The sequence below is a fragment of the Rhodoglobus galactosidasius genome (assembly GCF_054957775.1).
The window spans coordinates 16,735-30,336 of record NZ_JBQIAV010000014.1 but is presented as its reverse complement, the minus strand read 5'-3'; the positions used below and the strand labels follow the sequence as shown (position 1 = coordinate 30,336).

15 protein-coding genes are annotated in these 13,602 nt (G+C 60.3%); 10 read left to right on the top strand and 5 right to left on the bottom strand.

From position 1 onward, the window contains the following. Window positions 1-87: 87 nt before the first annotated feature. Entirely contained in the window at window positions 88-795 is a 708-nt protein-coding gene (locus ACTJJW_RS14130) for a type 1 glutamine amidotransferase (RefSeq protein ID WP_462645716.1), read from the top strand. Window positions 796-896: 101 nt separating this feature from the next. Here ACTJJW_RS14130 and ACTJJW_RS14125 read toward each other — a convergent pair whose 3' ends face one another. From ACTJJW_RS14125 to ACTJJW_RS14110, 4 genes are all read right to left on the bottom strand, one after another. Further along, window positions 897-1,430, bottom strand: a complete 534-nt coding sequence (locus tag ACTJJW_RS14125) for a hypothetical protein (RefSeq protein WP_462645714.1) — start codon at window positions 1,428-1,430, stop codon at window positions 897-899. A 111-nt stretch (window positions 1,431-1,541) separates the two neighbouring features. Further along, window positions 1,542-1,874 (bottom strand): cupin domain-containing protein, encoded by a 333-nt coding sequence (locus ACTJJW_RS14120; RefSeq protein WP_462645712.1) that lies wholly within the window; start codon window positions 1,872-1,874, stop codon window positions 1,542-1,544. 66 nt (window positions 1,875-1,940) lie between these two features. Further along, a complete protein-coding gene (locus ACTJJW_RS14115; protein ID WP_462645710.1) occupies window positions 1,941-3,311 on the bottom strand; it encodes a pyridoxal phosphate-dependent decarboxylase family protein in 1,371 nt (456 codons plus the stop codon). 4 nt (window positions 3,312-3,315) lie between these two features. Beyond that, complete coding sequence (locus ACTJJW_RS14110; RefSeq protein ID WP_462645708.1) at window positions 3,316-4,569, bottom strand: cytochrome P450; 1,254 nt, start codon at window positions 4,567-4,569, stop codon at window positions 3,316-3,318. 139 nt (window positions 4,570-4,708) lie between these two features. Between ACTJJW_RS14110 and ACTJJW_RS14105 the strand changes: the two genes are divergently transcribed. The 7 genes from ACTJJW_RS14105 to ACTJJW_RS14075 all read left to right on the top strand — a co-directional run bounded on the left by ACTJJW_RS14105 (window position 4,709) and on the right by ACTJJW_RS14075 (window position 10,884). Further along, a complete protein-coding gene (locus ACTJJW_RS14105; RefSeq protein WP_462645706.1) occupies window positions 4,709-5,209 on the top strand; it encodes a MarR family winged helix-turn-helix transcriptional regulator in 501 nt (166 codons plus the stop codon). Window positions 5,210-5,330: 121 nt separating this feature from the next. After that, on the top strand, window positions 5,331-6,794 hold the full coding sequence (locus ACTJJW_RS14100; RefSeq protein WP_462645704.1) for an aldehyde dehydrogenase: 1,464 nt from the start codon (window positions 5,331-5,333) through the stop codon (window positions 6,792-6,794). 2 nt (window positions 6,795-6,796) lie between these two features. Further along, window positions 6,797-7,708, top strand: a complete 912-nt coding sequence (locus ACTJJW_RS14095) for a DODA-type extradiol aromatic ring-opening family dioxygenase (RefSeq protein WP_462645702.1) — start codon at window positions 6,797-6,799, stop codon at window positions 7,706-7,708. Beyond that, a complete protein-coding gene (locus ACTJJW_RS14090) occupies window positions 7,701-8,579 on the top strand; it encodes a fumarylacetoacetate hydrolase family protein (protein WP_462645700.1) in 879 nt (292 codons plus the stop codon). The genes ACTJJW_RS14095 and ACTJJW_RS14090 overlap by 8 nt, the downstream gene beginning before the upstream one ends. Then, a complete protein-coding gene (locus tag ACTJJW_RS14085) occupies window positions 8,576-8,767 on the top strand; it encodes a ferredoxin (protein WP_009774276.1) in 192 nt (63 codons plus the stop codon). The genes ACTJJW_RS14090 and ACTJJW_RS14085 overlap by 4 nt, the downstream gene beginning before the upstream one ends. Then, window positions 8,767-9,996, top strand: a complete 1,230-nt coding sequence (locus ACTJJW_RS14080) for an NAD(P)/FAD-dependent oxidoreductase (RefSeq protein ID WP_462645698.1) — start codon at window positions 8,767-8,769, stop codon at window positions 9,994-9,996. Before ACTJJW_RS14085 ends, ACTJJW_RS14080 begins: the two co-directional genes overlap by 1 nt. A 72-nt stretch (window positions 9,997-10,068) precedes the next feature. Then, on the top strand, window positions 10,069-10,884 hold the full coding sequence (locus ACTJJW_RS14075) for a carbon-nitrogen hydrolase family protein (RefSeq protein ID WP_462645696.1): 816 nt from the start codon (window positions 10,069-10,071) through the stop codon (window positions 10,882-10,884). Between the two features lie 10 nt (window positions 10,885-10,894). Here the strand turns inward: ACTJJW_RS14075 and ACTJJW_RS14070 are convergent, their stop codons facing one another. Further along, on the bottom strand, window positions 10,895-12,097 hold the full coding sequence (locus tag ACTJJW_RS14070; protein WP_462645695.1) for an aminotransferase class I/II-fold pyridoxal phosphate-dependent enzyme: 1,203 nt from the start codon (window positions 12,095-12,097) through the stop codon (window positions 10,895-10,897). Between the two features lie 94 nt (window positions 12,098-12,191). Between ACTJJW_RS14070 and ACTJJW_RS14065 the strand changes: the two genes are divergently transcribed. Next, window positions 12,192-12,746 carry a hypothetical protein gene (locus ACTJJW_RS14065; protein WP_462645693.1) on the top strand — a complete coding sequence of 185 codons (555 nt, stop codon included), beginning with the start codon at window positions 12,192-12,194 and terminating at the stop codon, window positions 12,744-12,746. Further along, a complete protein-coding gene (locus tag ACTJJW_RS14060; RefSeq protein ID WP_462645691.1) occupies window positions 12,740-13,576 on the top strand; it encodes a PKD domain-containing protein in 837 nt (278 codons plus the stop codon). Before ACTJJW_RS14065 ends, ACTJJW_RS14060 begins: the two co-directional genes overlap by 7 nt. The last annotated feature ends 26 nt before the right edge of the window (window positions 13,577-13,602 follow it).

Here is a 13,602-nt window from a genome sequence, read left to right as displayed (position 1 = left end):
TTCGGCACTGAACGATTAGTGCGATACTAAGCCACACAGCGGTGTAGCTGTCCACTCCTCGCGAGAATTTACCCGAAAGGTATACAGATGAGAGCGCTTTTCGTGCAGCACGATCACGTCACTGCGAGCGGGCCAGTGGGCGATCGCCTCCGCGAACGCGGTTTCGAGATTGACGAAATCATGGTCGTCACCGAAGAGAACTTCGAGAACCCCAATGTGGACTTTGAATTTCCGGATGCTTCCCAGTACGACCTCGTAATCCCGATGGGTGCGCCGTGGGGTGCGTGGGATGACGCCTGCATCGGCCGTTGGTTGGCGCCCGAACTTGAGTGGGTTCGCACAACAATCGAGGCGGACATCCCGGTGCTCGGTATCTGCTTTGGTGGTCAACTGATTGCTCGCGCGCTCGGCGGAACCGTTGCCCGCGGAGTGAAGGCCGAAATAGGCTGGACGCCGATCCACAGCGACGACACGTCTTTGGTCTCTAACGGCCCGTGGTTCCAGTTTCACTACGACCAGTGGACGATGCCCGAAGGCGCCGTCGAGATCGCCCGCAACCCTGTTGCGCCCCAAGCATTCACCTATGGCCGCAGCCTTGCCGTGCAGTTCCATCCCGAACTCAACACCGCCATCTTGAAGGGCTGGCTTGATCAGGGCGGCATCAACGAAGTCATCGCCGACGGTCAAAATCCCGAGATCATGCTTGCCCAAACGAGCGCCGAAGAAAGCATCGCGGGCCAGCGCACGGCCGACCTTGTGGATGCTTTCCTGCAGCAAGTCGCGAAGCTTGGGTAGTACCGCGCCTAGCTCGGTTAGTGGCGCAATTCCGGCGCAGTTTTAGCTACCGAATGTCGGCATCGCCTCGATGGTCGCTCTACCCTGTTCCCAGCGAGCGATCACTCGGAGTCTCCGTCAATGGGGAGGCTAATTAGCGAGCCACTTTTGATCGTTCTTATGAATAGATCGTTAGTGTTGCGCCAGTCCGCGTCGCTCACAGCGCGGATGTTTACTTCTCGTCCCATTTGCGAGCTTGCTTCGCTCGCGGCTTCGTAGATCTTCATGCGGTCAGCATCCCCGATGGCAATGACATCGATGTCGTGCGGGTCGGGGCCGGTGGTTCCCTGGTAGCGGGCTGCCCAGGAGCCGAAGATGTAGGCCTCGGTAACATCAGGGATGGCGCCGAGTAGCGGGGGCAGTATTGCGAGCGGACCGTACGCGTAGCGAAGCACCGAGGCTAGCGACTCGAAGATTGGATGCTCGATATTGACCCGCAGGTATCGGTTGCGTCCTGAAGTGCGCTCGGTGATGTATCCAGATTCCGCTAGCCGATCGATATCCCGAAGAATTGTCGGCAGGCTAACCTGCGCTTCGCGCGCGAGTTCGGTGGCGCGGTATTCGCGCTCAGGGTTCAGGTAGAGTGCCGCGAGCATGCGTCCTTGTGTGTCCGAGCGAAGAAGCGGTGTCAACGTCGGAACCCGTGGTTTCATAAAACCAAGTATATCTTTGGTTTATTGAAAGCCAACGGTCTAGCGGCTCCGCTACTACGCCTTCACGACCGTGAGCAAGATCACTGAGTCTTCGAGGGCATCCACCGCATGAAGTCCGGTGGGGATCGGGAGCAGATCGCCGGGTGTGCCCTCCCACGAGCTCTCGCCCGATCGGAGTGTGATGCGGCCCAAAAGTACCTGCAGCGTCGCCTCGCCCGGGCTGGAGTGCTCCGCGAGGCCCTCGCCGGCGCGCAGGGCCATCAGCGTCTGGCGCAATTGGGCATCGCGACCACCGCGCACGGTCACAGCGCTGCGCCCGTTGTTAGACGCGACAGCACTCGCTAACTCTGTTGCCGCCAACTCGGTCAAAGAAACTGTCGTGTTCATCTCGTCACGCCTTTCGTGCACTGGTCGGCGACACTGCGCCGTGGGCTAAAGCTACCCCAGCCCGCCCTACCGCAGCGTTTCGAGCGCCGCCATTACCTTCGCGGTCTCGGTGTCTGGGTTCACGAAAGCGAGCCGCAACACGCTCTTGCCACGCCAGGAGGTGGGCACGCACAGGATCACGCCGTCGTGGGCAACTTGCTTTGACCACGCGGAGTACTGTTCGGCTGTCCAGCCTTTGCGTTCGAATAGCAGCACCGAGAGCTCGGGTTCGCGCACGAGTTCCAGATAGTCACTTTCGTCGATCGCCCGGGCAACTTCGCGAGCCGTCGTCACGGACGTTTCGATCGCATCCCGGTACTTGTCGGTGCCGTGAGTGGCAAGGCTGAACCAGAGCGGAAGCCCTCGCACGCGCCGCGAGAGGTGCAGGGCCAGTTCGCTGGGATTCCACTCGTTGCGGTCGATGGCATCCAGATAGCTGGCGTGCTGTGAGTGCACGGTCCGGGCAAGCTCAGGTTCGCGATACACGAGCGCGCAGCAGTCATAGGGCGCAAAAAGCCACTTGTGGGGGTCGACGATAAAGCTGTCTGCCCGTTCAATACCGTCGAAGATGTGGCGGATGCTCGGGGCTGCGAGCCCTGCACCGCCGTAAGCGCCGTCGACGTGCATCCACACCCCGAACTCCTCGCAGACGTCTGCGATGTCCGAGAGGTCGTCAACGAGGCCTTCATTGGTGGTTCCCGCGGATGCCACGACTGCAAACACGTTCGGTGACTGTTGAAGCACGGCCCGCAGGGCAGCGCCGGTCATGTGACCTCGGTCGTCGATGGGTACATCGACCACGTCGACGTCGAGCGCCTTCGCAGCTGACTGGATCGACGAGTGCGCATTGGTGGTGCAGGCGAGTTGCCAACCGCCAGCCGGGCGACCGCCATGACGAGTCTTGGCAGTTTCGCGTGCGGTCATGAGCGCAGAGAGATTGCCAGAGGTGCCACCCGAAACGAAAGTGCCCCCGGCGGTTTCTGGCCAATCAAGCAGCCTGATAATCCACTGAAGTGCTTGGTTCTCGGCGAAGATTGCGCCAGCGCCCGACTCCCAGAGTCCGCCAAAAATGTTGGCAGCACTGGTGACGAGGTCGAACGCGACGGCAGCCCGTGTGGGCGCTGCAGCAATGTACGCGAGGTTCAGTGGGTCGTCTTGAGCACGAGTTGCTGGCTCAAGCACTTCATCGAAAATGCGTAGCGCTTCTGCGCCGCCGATGCCCTCTGGGCGGATCGCGTCGCCGACTGCTGCCGCTAACTCGGCCGCTGGCCGTGCTGTTGACAGGGGGTCGGTTTCGCGGACCATTCGTTTGGCGGTCCAGTCCAGGGCGAGCTGCACTACTTCAGTTTCGTCGCCCCATACTGCGTGTGGTCTGCCTTGTGGGCGTACCTCGCTCATGTGCCTACTTTGCTAGTTCGACGCGTACCGGGAGTCGTTTGATTCCGTTGACGAAATTGCTGCGCAGACGATCTGGTTCACTCAGCTTCGTCATGCCGGAAATCCGGGGCAACAGGTTCTCGAACATGATACGGATCTCAAGGCGTGCAAGAGAGTTTCCGAGACACATGTGCGGGCCACCACGACCGAACGCCATGTGCTCGTTCGGGTTGCGCATGACATCCATTTGGTATGGATTCTCGAAGACCTCGGGGTCACGGTTGCCTGCGGCAAACCACGTAACGACCTTCTGGCCTTCCTTAATGGCTTGACCGTTAACCTCGGTATCTTTAGTCGCAGTGCGACGGAAGTGGTACACCGGGCTCGCCAGACGCAAGAACTCTTCAACAGCCCACGGGATGAGCTCGGGCTTTTCTTGTAAGAGCGCCATTTGGTCGGGATTGTCCATGAGGTAGTTCATGGAGTGCGTGATCGTGTGGCGGGTGGTCTCGTTGCCGGCGACGACGAGCAGCAAGAAGTAGCTATTGAAATCGCGCTCGCTCAGCGACTTGCCATCCATCGGTTCCTGATTGACCAGGCGTGAGACGAGGTCGGTGCCATCTTTTCCACGGCGCTGATTGGCGAGATCGTTGCCGTACTCGAAGACCTCCCGGGCGGCGGGGGAGCGAAAGGGCAGAAGCCTAAACTCTTCGCTCTCGGCAGAGCTTGCCAGAACGTCAGCATGTTCCGGATCGTCGTTGCCGATCATCCGGTTGCCCCAGTCAATGAGCTTGTAGATGTCTGTGTCGGGCACGTCGAGCATCTTGGCCAGCACCCGGATGGGGAAGTCGGCCGCGACCTGATCGACGAACTCAAACTCCTTGTTAGCAAATGCCGCATCAAGAGTGCTTGCGGTGAGACCACGGAGGAAGGTCTCATATCCTGCGACCGCACGGGGCGTGAACTCGCCCTGCATGAGGCGGCGTAGTGCGCGGTGGCGTACGCCATCAGTCTCGAGCATCGACTTGCGGGCCTCGATCTGATCCGCGTCAAGTTCTTCGAGGTTGACGGTGCCGCGCTCGCTCGAGAACGTTTCGGTGTCACGCAGTACCGACACAATGTCGTGGTAGCGCGTGAGTGACCAAAAGCCATGGTTGGGTGCTGGTTCTTCTGACCAATGCACGGGTGCATCTGCTCGAAGCTTGTCGAATACGTGCCACGGTGTGCCGTTTTCGAAAAGATCTAGGTCTGCCAGGGTGACGTTCGCCGTTGAAGTCAACTCAATCCTCCGGTGGGTTGTTTGGATACAAACAATAGGCTACTTGGTCACGTTTCGGCGAGAGCTGGGAAACAAAAACTTTCTCGCCGCCGCGGGTTAGATAGAGTGACCGCAGCTAAACGCAAGCGAGGGGACCTCCGTGGCCGGACCACACACACTCACCGAAACAGAGCGCCGAGTACAGGCGAGAGTCGGCGGCCTGCCGCTGGACTACTCAGCAATGGCGGTTGCGTCGAACCTCTTTCGCGCGGCAAACGCTGTGCGCAATCACTTCGAACGCACAGTCCTTTCTGAGCACAACCTGTCGTGGACGGCCTTTGTCGTGCTGTGGGTCACCTGGATCTGGGAGCCTATCGAGACTCGCCAGATTGCGCTCGAGGGCGGTTTCTCCAAAGCGACCCTCACTGGTGTGCTCTCCACGCTTGAACGCCGCGGTTGGCTCACACGTGAACGCAGCGCGAGCGACGGGCGCCTTGTCGTTGTGAAACTCACCGATCGTGGCCGCGAGCTTATGGATGAGCTCTTCCCTGCGTTCAATCTCCAAGAGCAGGCAGTCACCAGTCCCGTTGACCCAAGCAAACGCGAAGAACTGGCCGAAATGTTGCGGGTCATCACGGCGGCCGTTGAGCCCAAGAACTAGCGTTCGCTCTTTTTTTCGGTGGTCGGATCCCGCGAACGCTTGTTTGGCTCGGAATCACTCGCTAAGGTAAGTCATTAGTATCCGAATGACTTAACGGCGAGCAATTCGAGACGGGACCACAATGACCACGATCAACGTAGCCGGGGTGACCGTCGATACGCGGCACTTCATCAACGGAGAACGCGTAGCCTCCGACGAGACCTTCACGAACACCTCTCCCATCGACGCTAGCCCGCTCGGAGAAATCTCCCGCGGTGGCCAACAAGAAGTCGACCTCGCAGTCGCCGCAGCTCGCGCAGCGTTTCCCGGATGGGCCGCCACCAGCCCCGAAGACCGTGCAGCAATCATGCACAAGATCGCCGACCTCGTCGAAGAGCGCGTCAGCGACCTCGCCAACGTCGAAACCATGGACAACGGTGCGCTCCTGCGCAGCCACCTACGCGGCGTGATGCCGCGAGTGGCACACAACTTCAGGTTCTTCGCTGACTACCTCGTGAATGACCTTGGGCATCCCGACTTCGAAACGCGTGGTCACAACAACCACGTCTCGTGGGATCCCTCGGGAGTTGCCGCCCTCATCACCCCATGGAACGCGCCACTCATGCTCGCCACGTGGAAGATTGCCCCCGCGCTCGCCGCCGGGGACACCGTGGTGTTGAAGCCCGCAGAGTGGACGCCACTTACTGCATCCCTCTTCGCTGACATCACCGCAGAAGCAGGCTTGCCGGCAGGCGTGTTCAACGTCGTGCAGGGCTACGGAAAAGAAGCGGGTGCAGCCCTCGTTGCCCACCCCGACCTCAGCCGCATCTCGTTCACCGGTTCAGTGCCGACCGCCAAGTCAATTGCGCGGGCAGCAGCCGACAACCTCACTCCGTGCAGCTTCGAGCTCGGCGGCAAGAGTCCCTGCATCGTCATGGGGGATGCCGACCTCGAACTGGCAGCAACCCTTGCGGTGGAGCAGTACGACAACGCCGGGCAGGTATGTCTCTCGGGCACGCGCATCCTCGTTCATGAAGACATTGCGGATGCCTTTGCCGAGGCCTTCAAGGCCAAGGTTGCGACCCTGCGTCAGGGTGACCCTCGCGACATCGAGACCGACATTGGGCCGCAGGTTCACCGCGTGCACTTTGAGCGGATCAAGGGATTCGTCGATCGCGCCAAGGATGGCGGGGCAAACATCGTCTTCGGTGGTGCCCCCAATGCTGAACTCGGTGGCCTCTACTTTGCGCCGACCCTGGTGAAGAACCCTGAGCCGGACAGCGAGATTGTTACGCAGGAGGTCTTCGGGCCGGTGCTGACGATGCAGATATTCCGCACCGATGAGGAAGTCGTGGCGATGGCCAACGGCACCGAGTTTGGCCTGGCCGCGATTCTGGTGTCGGGCAACCGGGACCACGCCGATCTGATCGCCAAGCAGTTGGTGGCCGGCACGATCTGGGTCAACTGCTTCTTCGTGCGCGACCTGCGCGCACCCTTCGGCGGTTCCAAGAAGTCGGGTATTGGTCGCGAAGGCGGCACCTGGTCGTTTGATTTCTACGCAGATGTTAAGAACACGGTGGTTTCGCCGAACGGATGGAAGGAATAGTCATGGGAGAAATTGTTGGGGTTGGGCTGATTGCTCACGTACCCACGATCATGTTGCCCAAGGAGATCCGTATGGAGCTCAATGAGGGCAAAGACTCGACGCTCGTTGATGGACTCGAACGGCTCCGCAAGGATTACTTCGAGAACGACGACTACGACACTGTTGTCGTGCTCGACAGCCACTGGGCAACCACGGTTGAGTTTGTTGTGACATCGCATGAGCGTCGTCACGGCAAGTTCACTTCGGAGGAACTGCCACGCGGCATGAGCAGTGTTCCGTTTGACTACAAGGGCGACCCTGAGCTTGCGAAGCTCATGGGGGAGCAGGCTGAGAAGAACGGCACGTGGATCACCCCGATCGACGACGAGAACCTTCCGGTGATGTACGCCACGATCAACCTGTGGGACTACCTCGGCAAGGGCCTGCCAGACAAGAAGTGGGTGAGCGTCTCGATTTGCCAGACCGCCACCGATGAAGACTTCTTGCGCGCGGGGCGTGCGATCGGTGAGGCTATCGCTAAGAGCGACCGCCGCGTCATCCTGCTCGCCTCCGGTGCTCTCTCGCACACCTTCTTCAAACTGCGTGATCTGCGCAAGCACGAGATGGCCGATCCGGCCCACATCTTCTCGGATGCTGCCCGCGAGGCAGACTACGAGCGTCTTGACTGGTTCAAGGAGGGTAACCACGCCAAGGTGTTGGAAACCATGCCCGCGTTCCACAAGGTTCGCCCCGAAGCGATGTTCGGCCACTGGCTGATGACTGCTGGCGCGATCGGTGAAGACGAGTGCACCGCCCCCGGCGTGATGTACAGCGAGTACGAAAATTCAATCGGCACCGGACAGGTGCACGTATGGTTCCCGAAGCCAGAAGGTGGCTTCCCGGCAGCAAAGGATGTGGTCCTTTCTCGTGACTGAGTACCGCAGAGTACTTCTTGATGGATACCCGACGCAGGTAACGCGCCATGGCGACACGCTTGTTGCTGGCGACGGCCGCGAGGTGGGCGTCGACGACGCCATCCATTTGCCTCCGACTGAGCCAAGCAAGATCATCGCCGTGCACTTGAATTATGCAAGTCGCACTGAAGAGTTCATGACCAAGCTGCCGTCGGCGCCAACCTACTTTCAGAAGCCGGTCACCGCACTCAATACCCACAAGGGTGATGTGGTGCGTCCCGAGGGCTGCAAGTGGTTGAACTTTGAGGGCGAAATCGTGATCGTCATTGGTCGCACTTGCCGCAACGTTTCTCCCGATGAGGCAAGCGACTACATCGCTGGCTACTCGATCGGTAACGACTATGGTCTGCACGATTTCCGCGACACGGATGCCGGTTCCATGCTTCGGGTGAAGGGCAGCGACACGCTTGCCCCTGTTGGCCCCGGCCTGGTCACGGACTGGGATTTCCGTGGCAAGCAGTTGCGCACCATTGTGAACGGTGAGGTCAAGCAAGACGACAACACTGACAACATGGAGTGGGATATGAACTATCTCGTTGCCGACATTGCGCGCACGATCACGCTGAGCCCCGGCGACATGCTGTTCTCGGGAACGCCCGCGTTCTCGCGCCCGGTTCAGCCTGGGGACGTTGTTGAGGTCGAGGTTGAGGGGCTCGGTAAGCTCACAAACCGCATTGTTACCGGCCCGACTCCTATCCGCACCGACGTGGGTGCACAGCCCACCCAGAGTGAAGAGGTAATGTCGACCGCAATGGGTGGCGATTGGGAGTTCCGAGGCATTCGAACTCCATCTAAAGATCTCTACCCGTCGAGAGTTGAGGAAAAACGATGATCAAAATCGAAGTCGACATGAACCAGTGCCAGCATTATGGCCAGTGCGTGTTCGAGGCACCCGACAACTTCAAGCTCAACGATGACGACAAGCTTGAGTACGTGGCTGAAGCGCCCGACTCCGAACGCGACAACATTGAGGCCGCTGTAGACGTGTGCCCGATGCAGGCCATCCGAATCGTCGAATAGTGTCTGAGGCTAACCCCGCCGCACCGGTTGTTATTGTCGGTGCGGCGATGGGTGGGCTTCGAGCGGCGGAGTCTCTTCGTCGTTCGGGCTACACCGGTGCTATCCGTGTGGTGGGTGACGAACTTCACGCGCCCTATAACCGTCCGCCTCTCTCTAAAGAGGTGCTGGCCACTGATGTCACGCACGAGGCTGTCGCGTTCCCGTCGCGAGCCGAGATGGGTGATGTTGAGTGGATGCTCGGGGTGCGGGCATCCGCGGTCGACCTTGACGCTCGCACACTGACTACTGACGATGGCAAGGTGCAGCCCTGGCGTGCGCTGGTAATTGCGACGGGTTTGCGCGCTCGCCGTTTGGACTTTGCGCCGATCGCTGGCCGCCACGTGGTTCGTTCGCTCGATGACGCGATGGCGTTGCGTGCCGAGCTCACGCCGGGTGCGCGCGTGGTTGTTGTCGGCTCGGGCTTCTTGGGCTGCGAGCTGAGCGCGACCGCCAGCAAGTTGGGCTGTTCGGTCACGATTGTGACGCCGAGTGTTGAGCCGATGATCCGTCCGCTTGGCTCGTTGGTTGCTCAGGAAATGCGTCGGCGCCTCAACGTTGAGGGCGTGGAGATTTTCTCGGGCGTGACTGTTGCTGCGATCAATGGCGAGACTTCGGTCGAGTCTGTTGAGCTGAGCGATGGCCGCGTTGTGCCCGCCGATGTTGTGATCGAGTCGATTGGCTCGGAGTGCAACATCGAATGGCTTGAGGGCACCGGTCTTGACCTCGGTGATGGTGTGCTCGCCGACAATGCGATGCGTGCCGTGACGACCGACGGTGTTGCTCGCGACGACGTGTATGTCGTCGGCGATATTGCCCGCTTCCCGAACCCGATGTTCGACGATGTGCCTCGCCGTATTGAGCACTGGAACATCCCGACGGATACTGGCAAGCGTGCTGGCGCAGTGCTCGCCGCATACCTTTCTGATGATGGTTCTTTCGATGACGTTGTCGCGAAGCCGTTCGCTCCGATGCCGTCGTTCTGGTCGAACCAGTTCGAGATCAAGCTGCAGGCTTATGGTCTGTTGGGGTTGGTGTCGGATGACGACATCCGCATCCTTGAGGGAGACTTGGCCGATCAGGTTGCCGTGGGTTACTACCGCGACGACCGTCTTGTGGGTGTGCTCGGTGTGGGCATGAAAGCTGCGCTGCTGCCGTATCGCAAGCAGATTGCTGAGGGCGCGAACCAGTAATCTGCGGTGTCGCTCGCGCCGGTGGGCGAGCTTGCTGTGTCGACTCGCGTTGGCGGGTCGTAGGCTGGGGCCATGAATTCTGCTTCGACTATTGCTGTTGCCCAGTTTGCGCCCGGTGCCGACCGCGATGAGAACATCGCGAAGGTTACGGAGCTTGCCGAGCGCGCAGCTTCGCGCGGGGCGAGTTTTGTGGTGTTCCCCGAGTATTCGGCGTACTTCACTCCGACGATGGGTGATGACTGGTTGGCTGCGGCTGAACCACTTGATGGCCCTTTCGTGCAAGCTCTGACGTCGTTAGCGCAGCGGTTGCGTATTCATGTCGCTGCGGGAATGTTGGAGTCAAGCGACGAAGTCGGCCGTTTTTCGAACACCCTTGTGGCGATTGCGCCGACGGGTGCTGTGGTGGCGACGTATCGCAAACAGCACCTCTATGACGCCTTTGGGCAGCGCGAGTCTGACTGGGTTATTCCGGGGTCGATTGGTGCGCCTGAGACGTTCACGTGGGAGGGCTTCACTGTCGGTTTGCAAACCTGCTACGACATCCGGTTCCCTGAGGTGTCACGCCGGTTGGTGGATGCGGGAGCCAACCTCATTGTCGTGCCTGCTGAGTGGGTGCGTGGGCCTTTGAAGGAATACCACTGGCGCACGCTGCTCACGGCGCGGGCGATAGAGAACACGGTCTTTATTGCGGCAGCCGATCATGCACCACCGATTGGTGTGGGCAACAGTATGGTGGTTGACCCGATGGGTGTTGAGCTGGTGACGATTGGGGAGCGCACGGATGTTGCGGTCGCCCACATTGAGCACGCTCGCCTTGAGGAGGTGCGAGCGATCAATCCCGCGCTTGAGTTGCGTCGCTATGGCGTGCACCCGCTCGACGAGCGCTAGTTTTCTTTAGCTAGTGGCGCAGTTTCATTCCGGCGAGTTGTGCGGCGGCGCGATCGAGCACGTCGTTTTGCTTGCAGAAGGCAAAGCGGATGAGTGTCCTGTAGTCGTCGTGGCTCTGTGGGTGCACGAAGGCGGTGATGGGGATTCCGACGACTCCGGCGAGGTCGGGGAGGGTGCGGCAGAATTCGGCGGCGTCGGTGACTCCGAGTGGTGCGGCATCCGCAATGATGAAGTAGCCAGCTTGGGGTGTGGTGACGTCGAAGCCGGCGTTGCGGAGTCCTGCTCCGAGGGTGTCGCGTTTGCGGGCGAGTCCGTCGGCAAGGCTGGTGAAGTAGTCGTCGGGCAGTCCGAGGCCGACAGCGATTCCGTGCTGGAGTGGGGCACCGTTGACGTAGGTGAGGTACTGCTTTACGGCCATGATGGCTTGCAGGATGGGCTGGGGTGCAGTGATCCAGCCGATTTTCCAGCCGGTGGTGTTGAAAGTTTTGCCGCCGCTGGAGATGCTGATGGTGCGGTCGAATGCGCCGGGCAGGCTCGCGATGGGGATGTGCTCGTAGCCGAAGGTGATGTGTTCGTACACTTCGTCGGTCACGATGAGGGCATCATATTTGTGCGCGAGTTCGACGACGAGTTCGAGGGTTTCGCGATCGAGCACACTACCGGTGGGGTTGTGTGGGCTGTTGAGGATGATTAGGCGGGTGCGTCCGCTGAAGGCGGCCCGGATGTCGTCGTGGTTGGGCTGAAAGTCGGGCGCTCTCAGCGGCACGGTTATGTGGGTGGCGCGGGCGTAGTTGATCATGGCGCCGTAGGCGTCGTAGAAGGGTTCGAGGGTGACGACCTCGTCGCCTTCATTAGTGAGGGCGAGGATGGTGGCAGCAAGCGCTTCAGTGGCACCTGCGGTGGCGAGCACTTCGGTGTCGGGATCGATTTCGATGCCGTAGAAACGTTCTTGGTGCTCGGAGATGGCGTTGCGCAACACGGGCAGGCCGTTGCCTGGCGGGTACTGATTGACGCCGTCGCTGATGGCTTTGCGGGCGGCATCCAGAACCTCGATGGGCCCATCTTCGTCAGGGAAGCCCTGGCCTAGGTTGATGGCGCCGGTACTGACGGCGAGTGCCGACATTTCGGCAAAAATTGTTTGGCTCAGTTGCCCGTCGGCGCCAAGCAGCATGGCGCCATTGGCGGCGCGTTCCCAAGATCCGGTGACTGTCATTGTTCCGCAAGCCTAACTAGTTGCGGGGCTGGTTTCCGCTTTTAGCTGTGGAAAGTCCAGCGCCTCATTCGTGACGGATGCTTAACGTCGTTGTATGCGGCTACCGAATCTCGTACGCGCGGCGGGCGGTGCGCTCCTTTTGGCTTTGCTGAGCGGATGCGCGCCCTCCGACGCTTCAACCCCACCCGAGCCGACGGCAACCTTCGTCGCGCCCTACGCAAGCGACGAAGAGGCGCTAGCGGCGGCCGAAGAGGCGTATGCGGAGTACACGCGAGTTGCGGACGCGATATTCACTGACGGCGGTGCAGAACCGGGGCGGCTTTCGGAAGTGGCCGTCGGAGAATTCCTTGAACTCTCGGTTGAATCGTTCGAGAGCTTCGAGGAGGACGGAAACAGTCGGATAGGGACCCCGATAGCAAGCGGTTTCACGTTGCAGAGATACTCTCCGGGAACGGGTCCTAAAGAGATTGTTGCCGTGTACCTATGCAGAGACGTCTCCAACGTCGATGTTCTTGATTCGCAGGGTGTTTCATTGGTAGTTGAGGGCCGCCCTGACAAGTCAACGATGCAGGTTACGTTCGACTTGAATCCGTCCAGTAATCGGCTCCTAGTGTCGGATCAGCAGCTTTGGGAATCTGGAAAGTGTTGACCACGGCTCACGGGCTCTCTGTGGTCATTCTGGCAACGGCCATGTTGGTGACCGGCGTACCGGTCACCGCTACTGCGGATAGCGGCCCAGTTTGTCTTGAGAGCGATGCTGATCTCGGTGCGTGCGTTGATACGGCAGCGCCCGGAGACGGAGCAGTCACCCTCGGCGCGACAATTGAGACGCCCGCATCGGGTGGCTCTGGTTCGAGCGACAACTCTGCAGGCGGTGTCAGCTTCGAGGCTCCAGTCGACGTCCTCGACAGCGTCGAAGAGGCGTGGTGCGACTTGCAGCGCATCGAGTGTGTTCCCTGGACGCCACCGGCCGACGACGACGCAGGCGAGACCGGCCCCGTTACTATCTCCGACATCGCAACATTCCGCCCGCAATCCCCTAGTGCGGCAATGCAACCCAACCAGTGGATGATCGTGGGCCTTGCAACAAACTTCTATGCCAACGCATCCCCCCATATTGTCGACGGAACGCTCTTCGGCGGCACAGCCCAAGTGCGATTCACCCCGATCGCCTACAACTGGAACTACGGCGACGGCACAACCGCGACACTGGGCACCGCAGGCACTACGTGGGCGAAGCAGACGATCGCCGAATTTGACCCCACACCCACCAGTCACGCCTACGAAGAGCCAGGCAACTACACAATCACGGTGTCAGTGACCTACGCCGCCGAATACCGCGTCGCGGAATCCGGCTGGCGAAACGTTGTCGGCACCCTCACGATTGTCGCGCCACCAATCACCGCAACCGCTGGCCATGCCACCACCGTGCTCGTCGATAAAGACTGCATCGCTAACCCCACCGGCATCGGCTGCTAGCCTGCCAAAGAACCTCACCGCACCAC

Bases quoted from the DNA above. Each gene is read 5' to 3' on its own strand.
- ACTJJW_RS14130 (WP_462645716.1), top strand. From the start codon at position 88: ATGAGAGCGCTTTTCGTGCAGCACGATCACGTCACTGCGAGCGGGCCA.
- ACTJJW_RS14125 (WP_462645714.1), bottom strand. From the start codon at position 1,430: ATGCTCGCGGCACTCTACCTGAACCCTGAGCGCGAATACCGCGCCACC.
- ACTJJW_RS14120 (WP_462645712.1), bottom strand. From the start codon at position 1,874: ATGAACACGACAGTTTCTTTGACCGAGTTGGCGGCAACAGAGTTAGCG.
- ACTJJW_RS14115 (WP_462645710.1), bottom strand. From the start codon at position 3,311: ATGAGCGAGGTACGCCCACAAGGCAGACCACACGCAGTATGGGGCGAC.
- ACTJJW_RS14100 (WP_462645704.1), top strand. From the start codon at position 5,331: ATGACCACGATCAACGTAGCCGGGGTGACCGTCGATACGCGGCACTTC.
- ACTJJW_RS14095 (WP_462645702.1), top strand. From the start codon at position 6,797: ATGGGAGAAATTGTTGGGGTTGGGCTGATTGCTCACGTACCCACGATC.
- ACTJJW_RS14085 (WP_009774276.1), top strand. From the start codon at position 8,576: ATGATCAAAATCGAAGTCGACATGAACCAGTGCCAGCATTATGGCCAG.
- ACTJJW_RS14075 (WP_462645696.1), top strand. From the start codon at position 10,069: ATGAATTCTGCTTCGACTATTGCTGTTGCCCAGTTTGCGCCCGGTGCC.
- ACTJJW_RS14070 (WP_462645695.1), bottom strand. From the start codon at position 12,097: ATGACAGTCACCGGATCTTGGGAACGCGCCGCCAATGGCGCCATGCTG.
- ACTJJW_RS14065 (WP_462645693.1), top strand. From the start codon at position 12,192: ATGCGGCTACCGAATCTCGTACGCGCGGCGGGCGGTGCGCTCCTTTTG.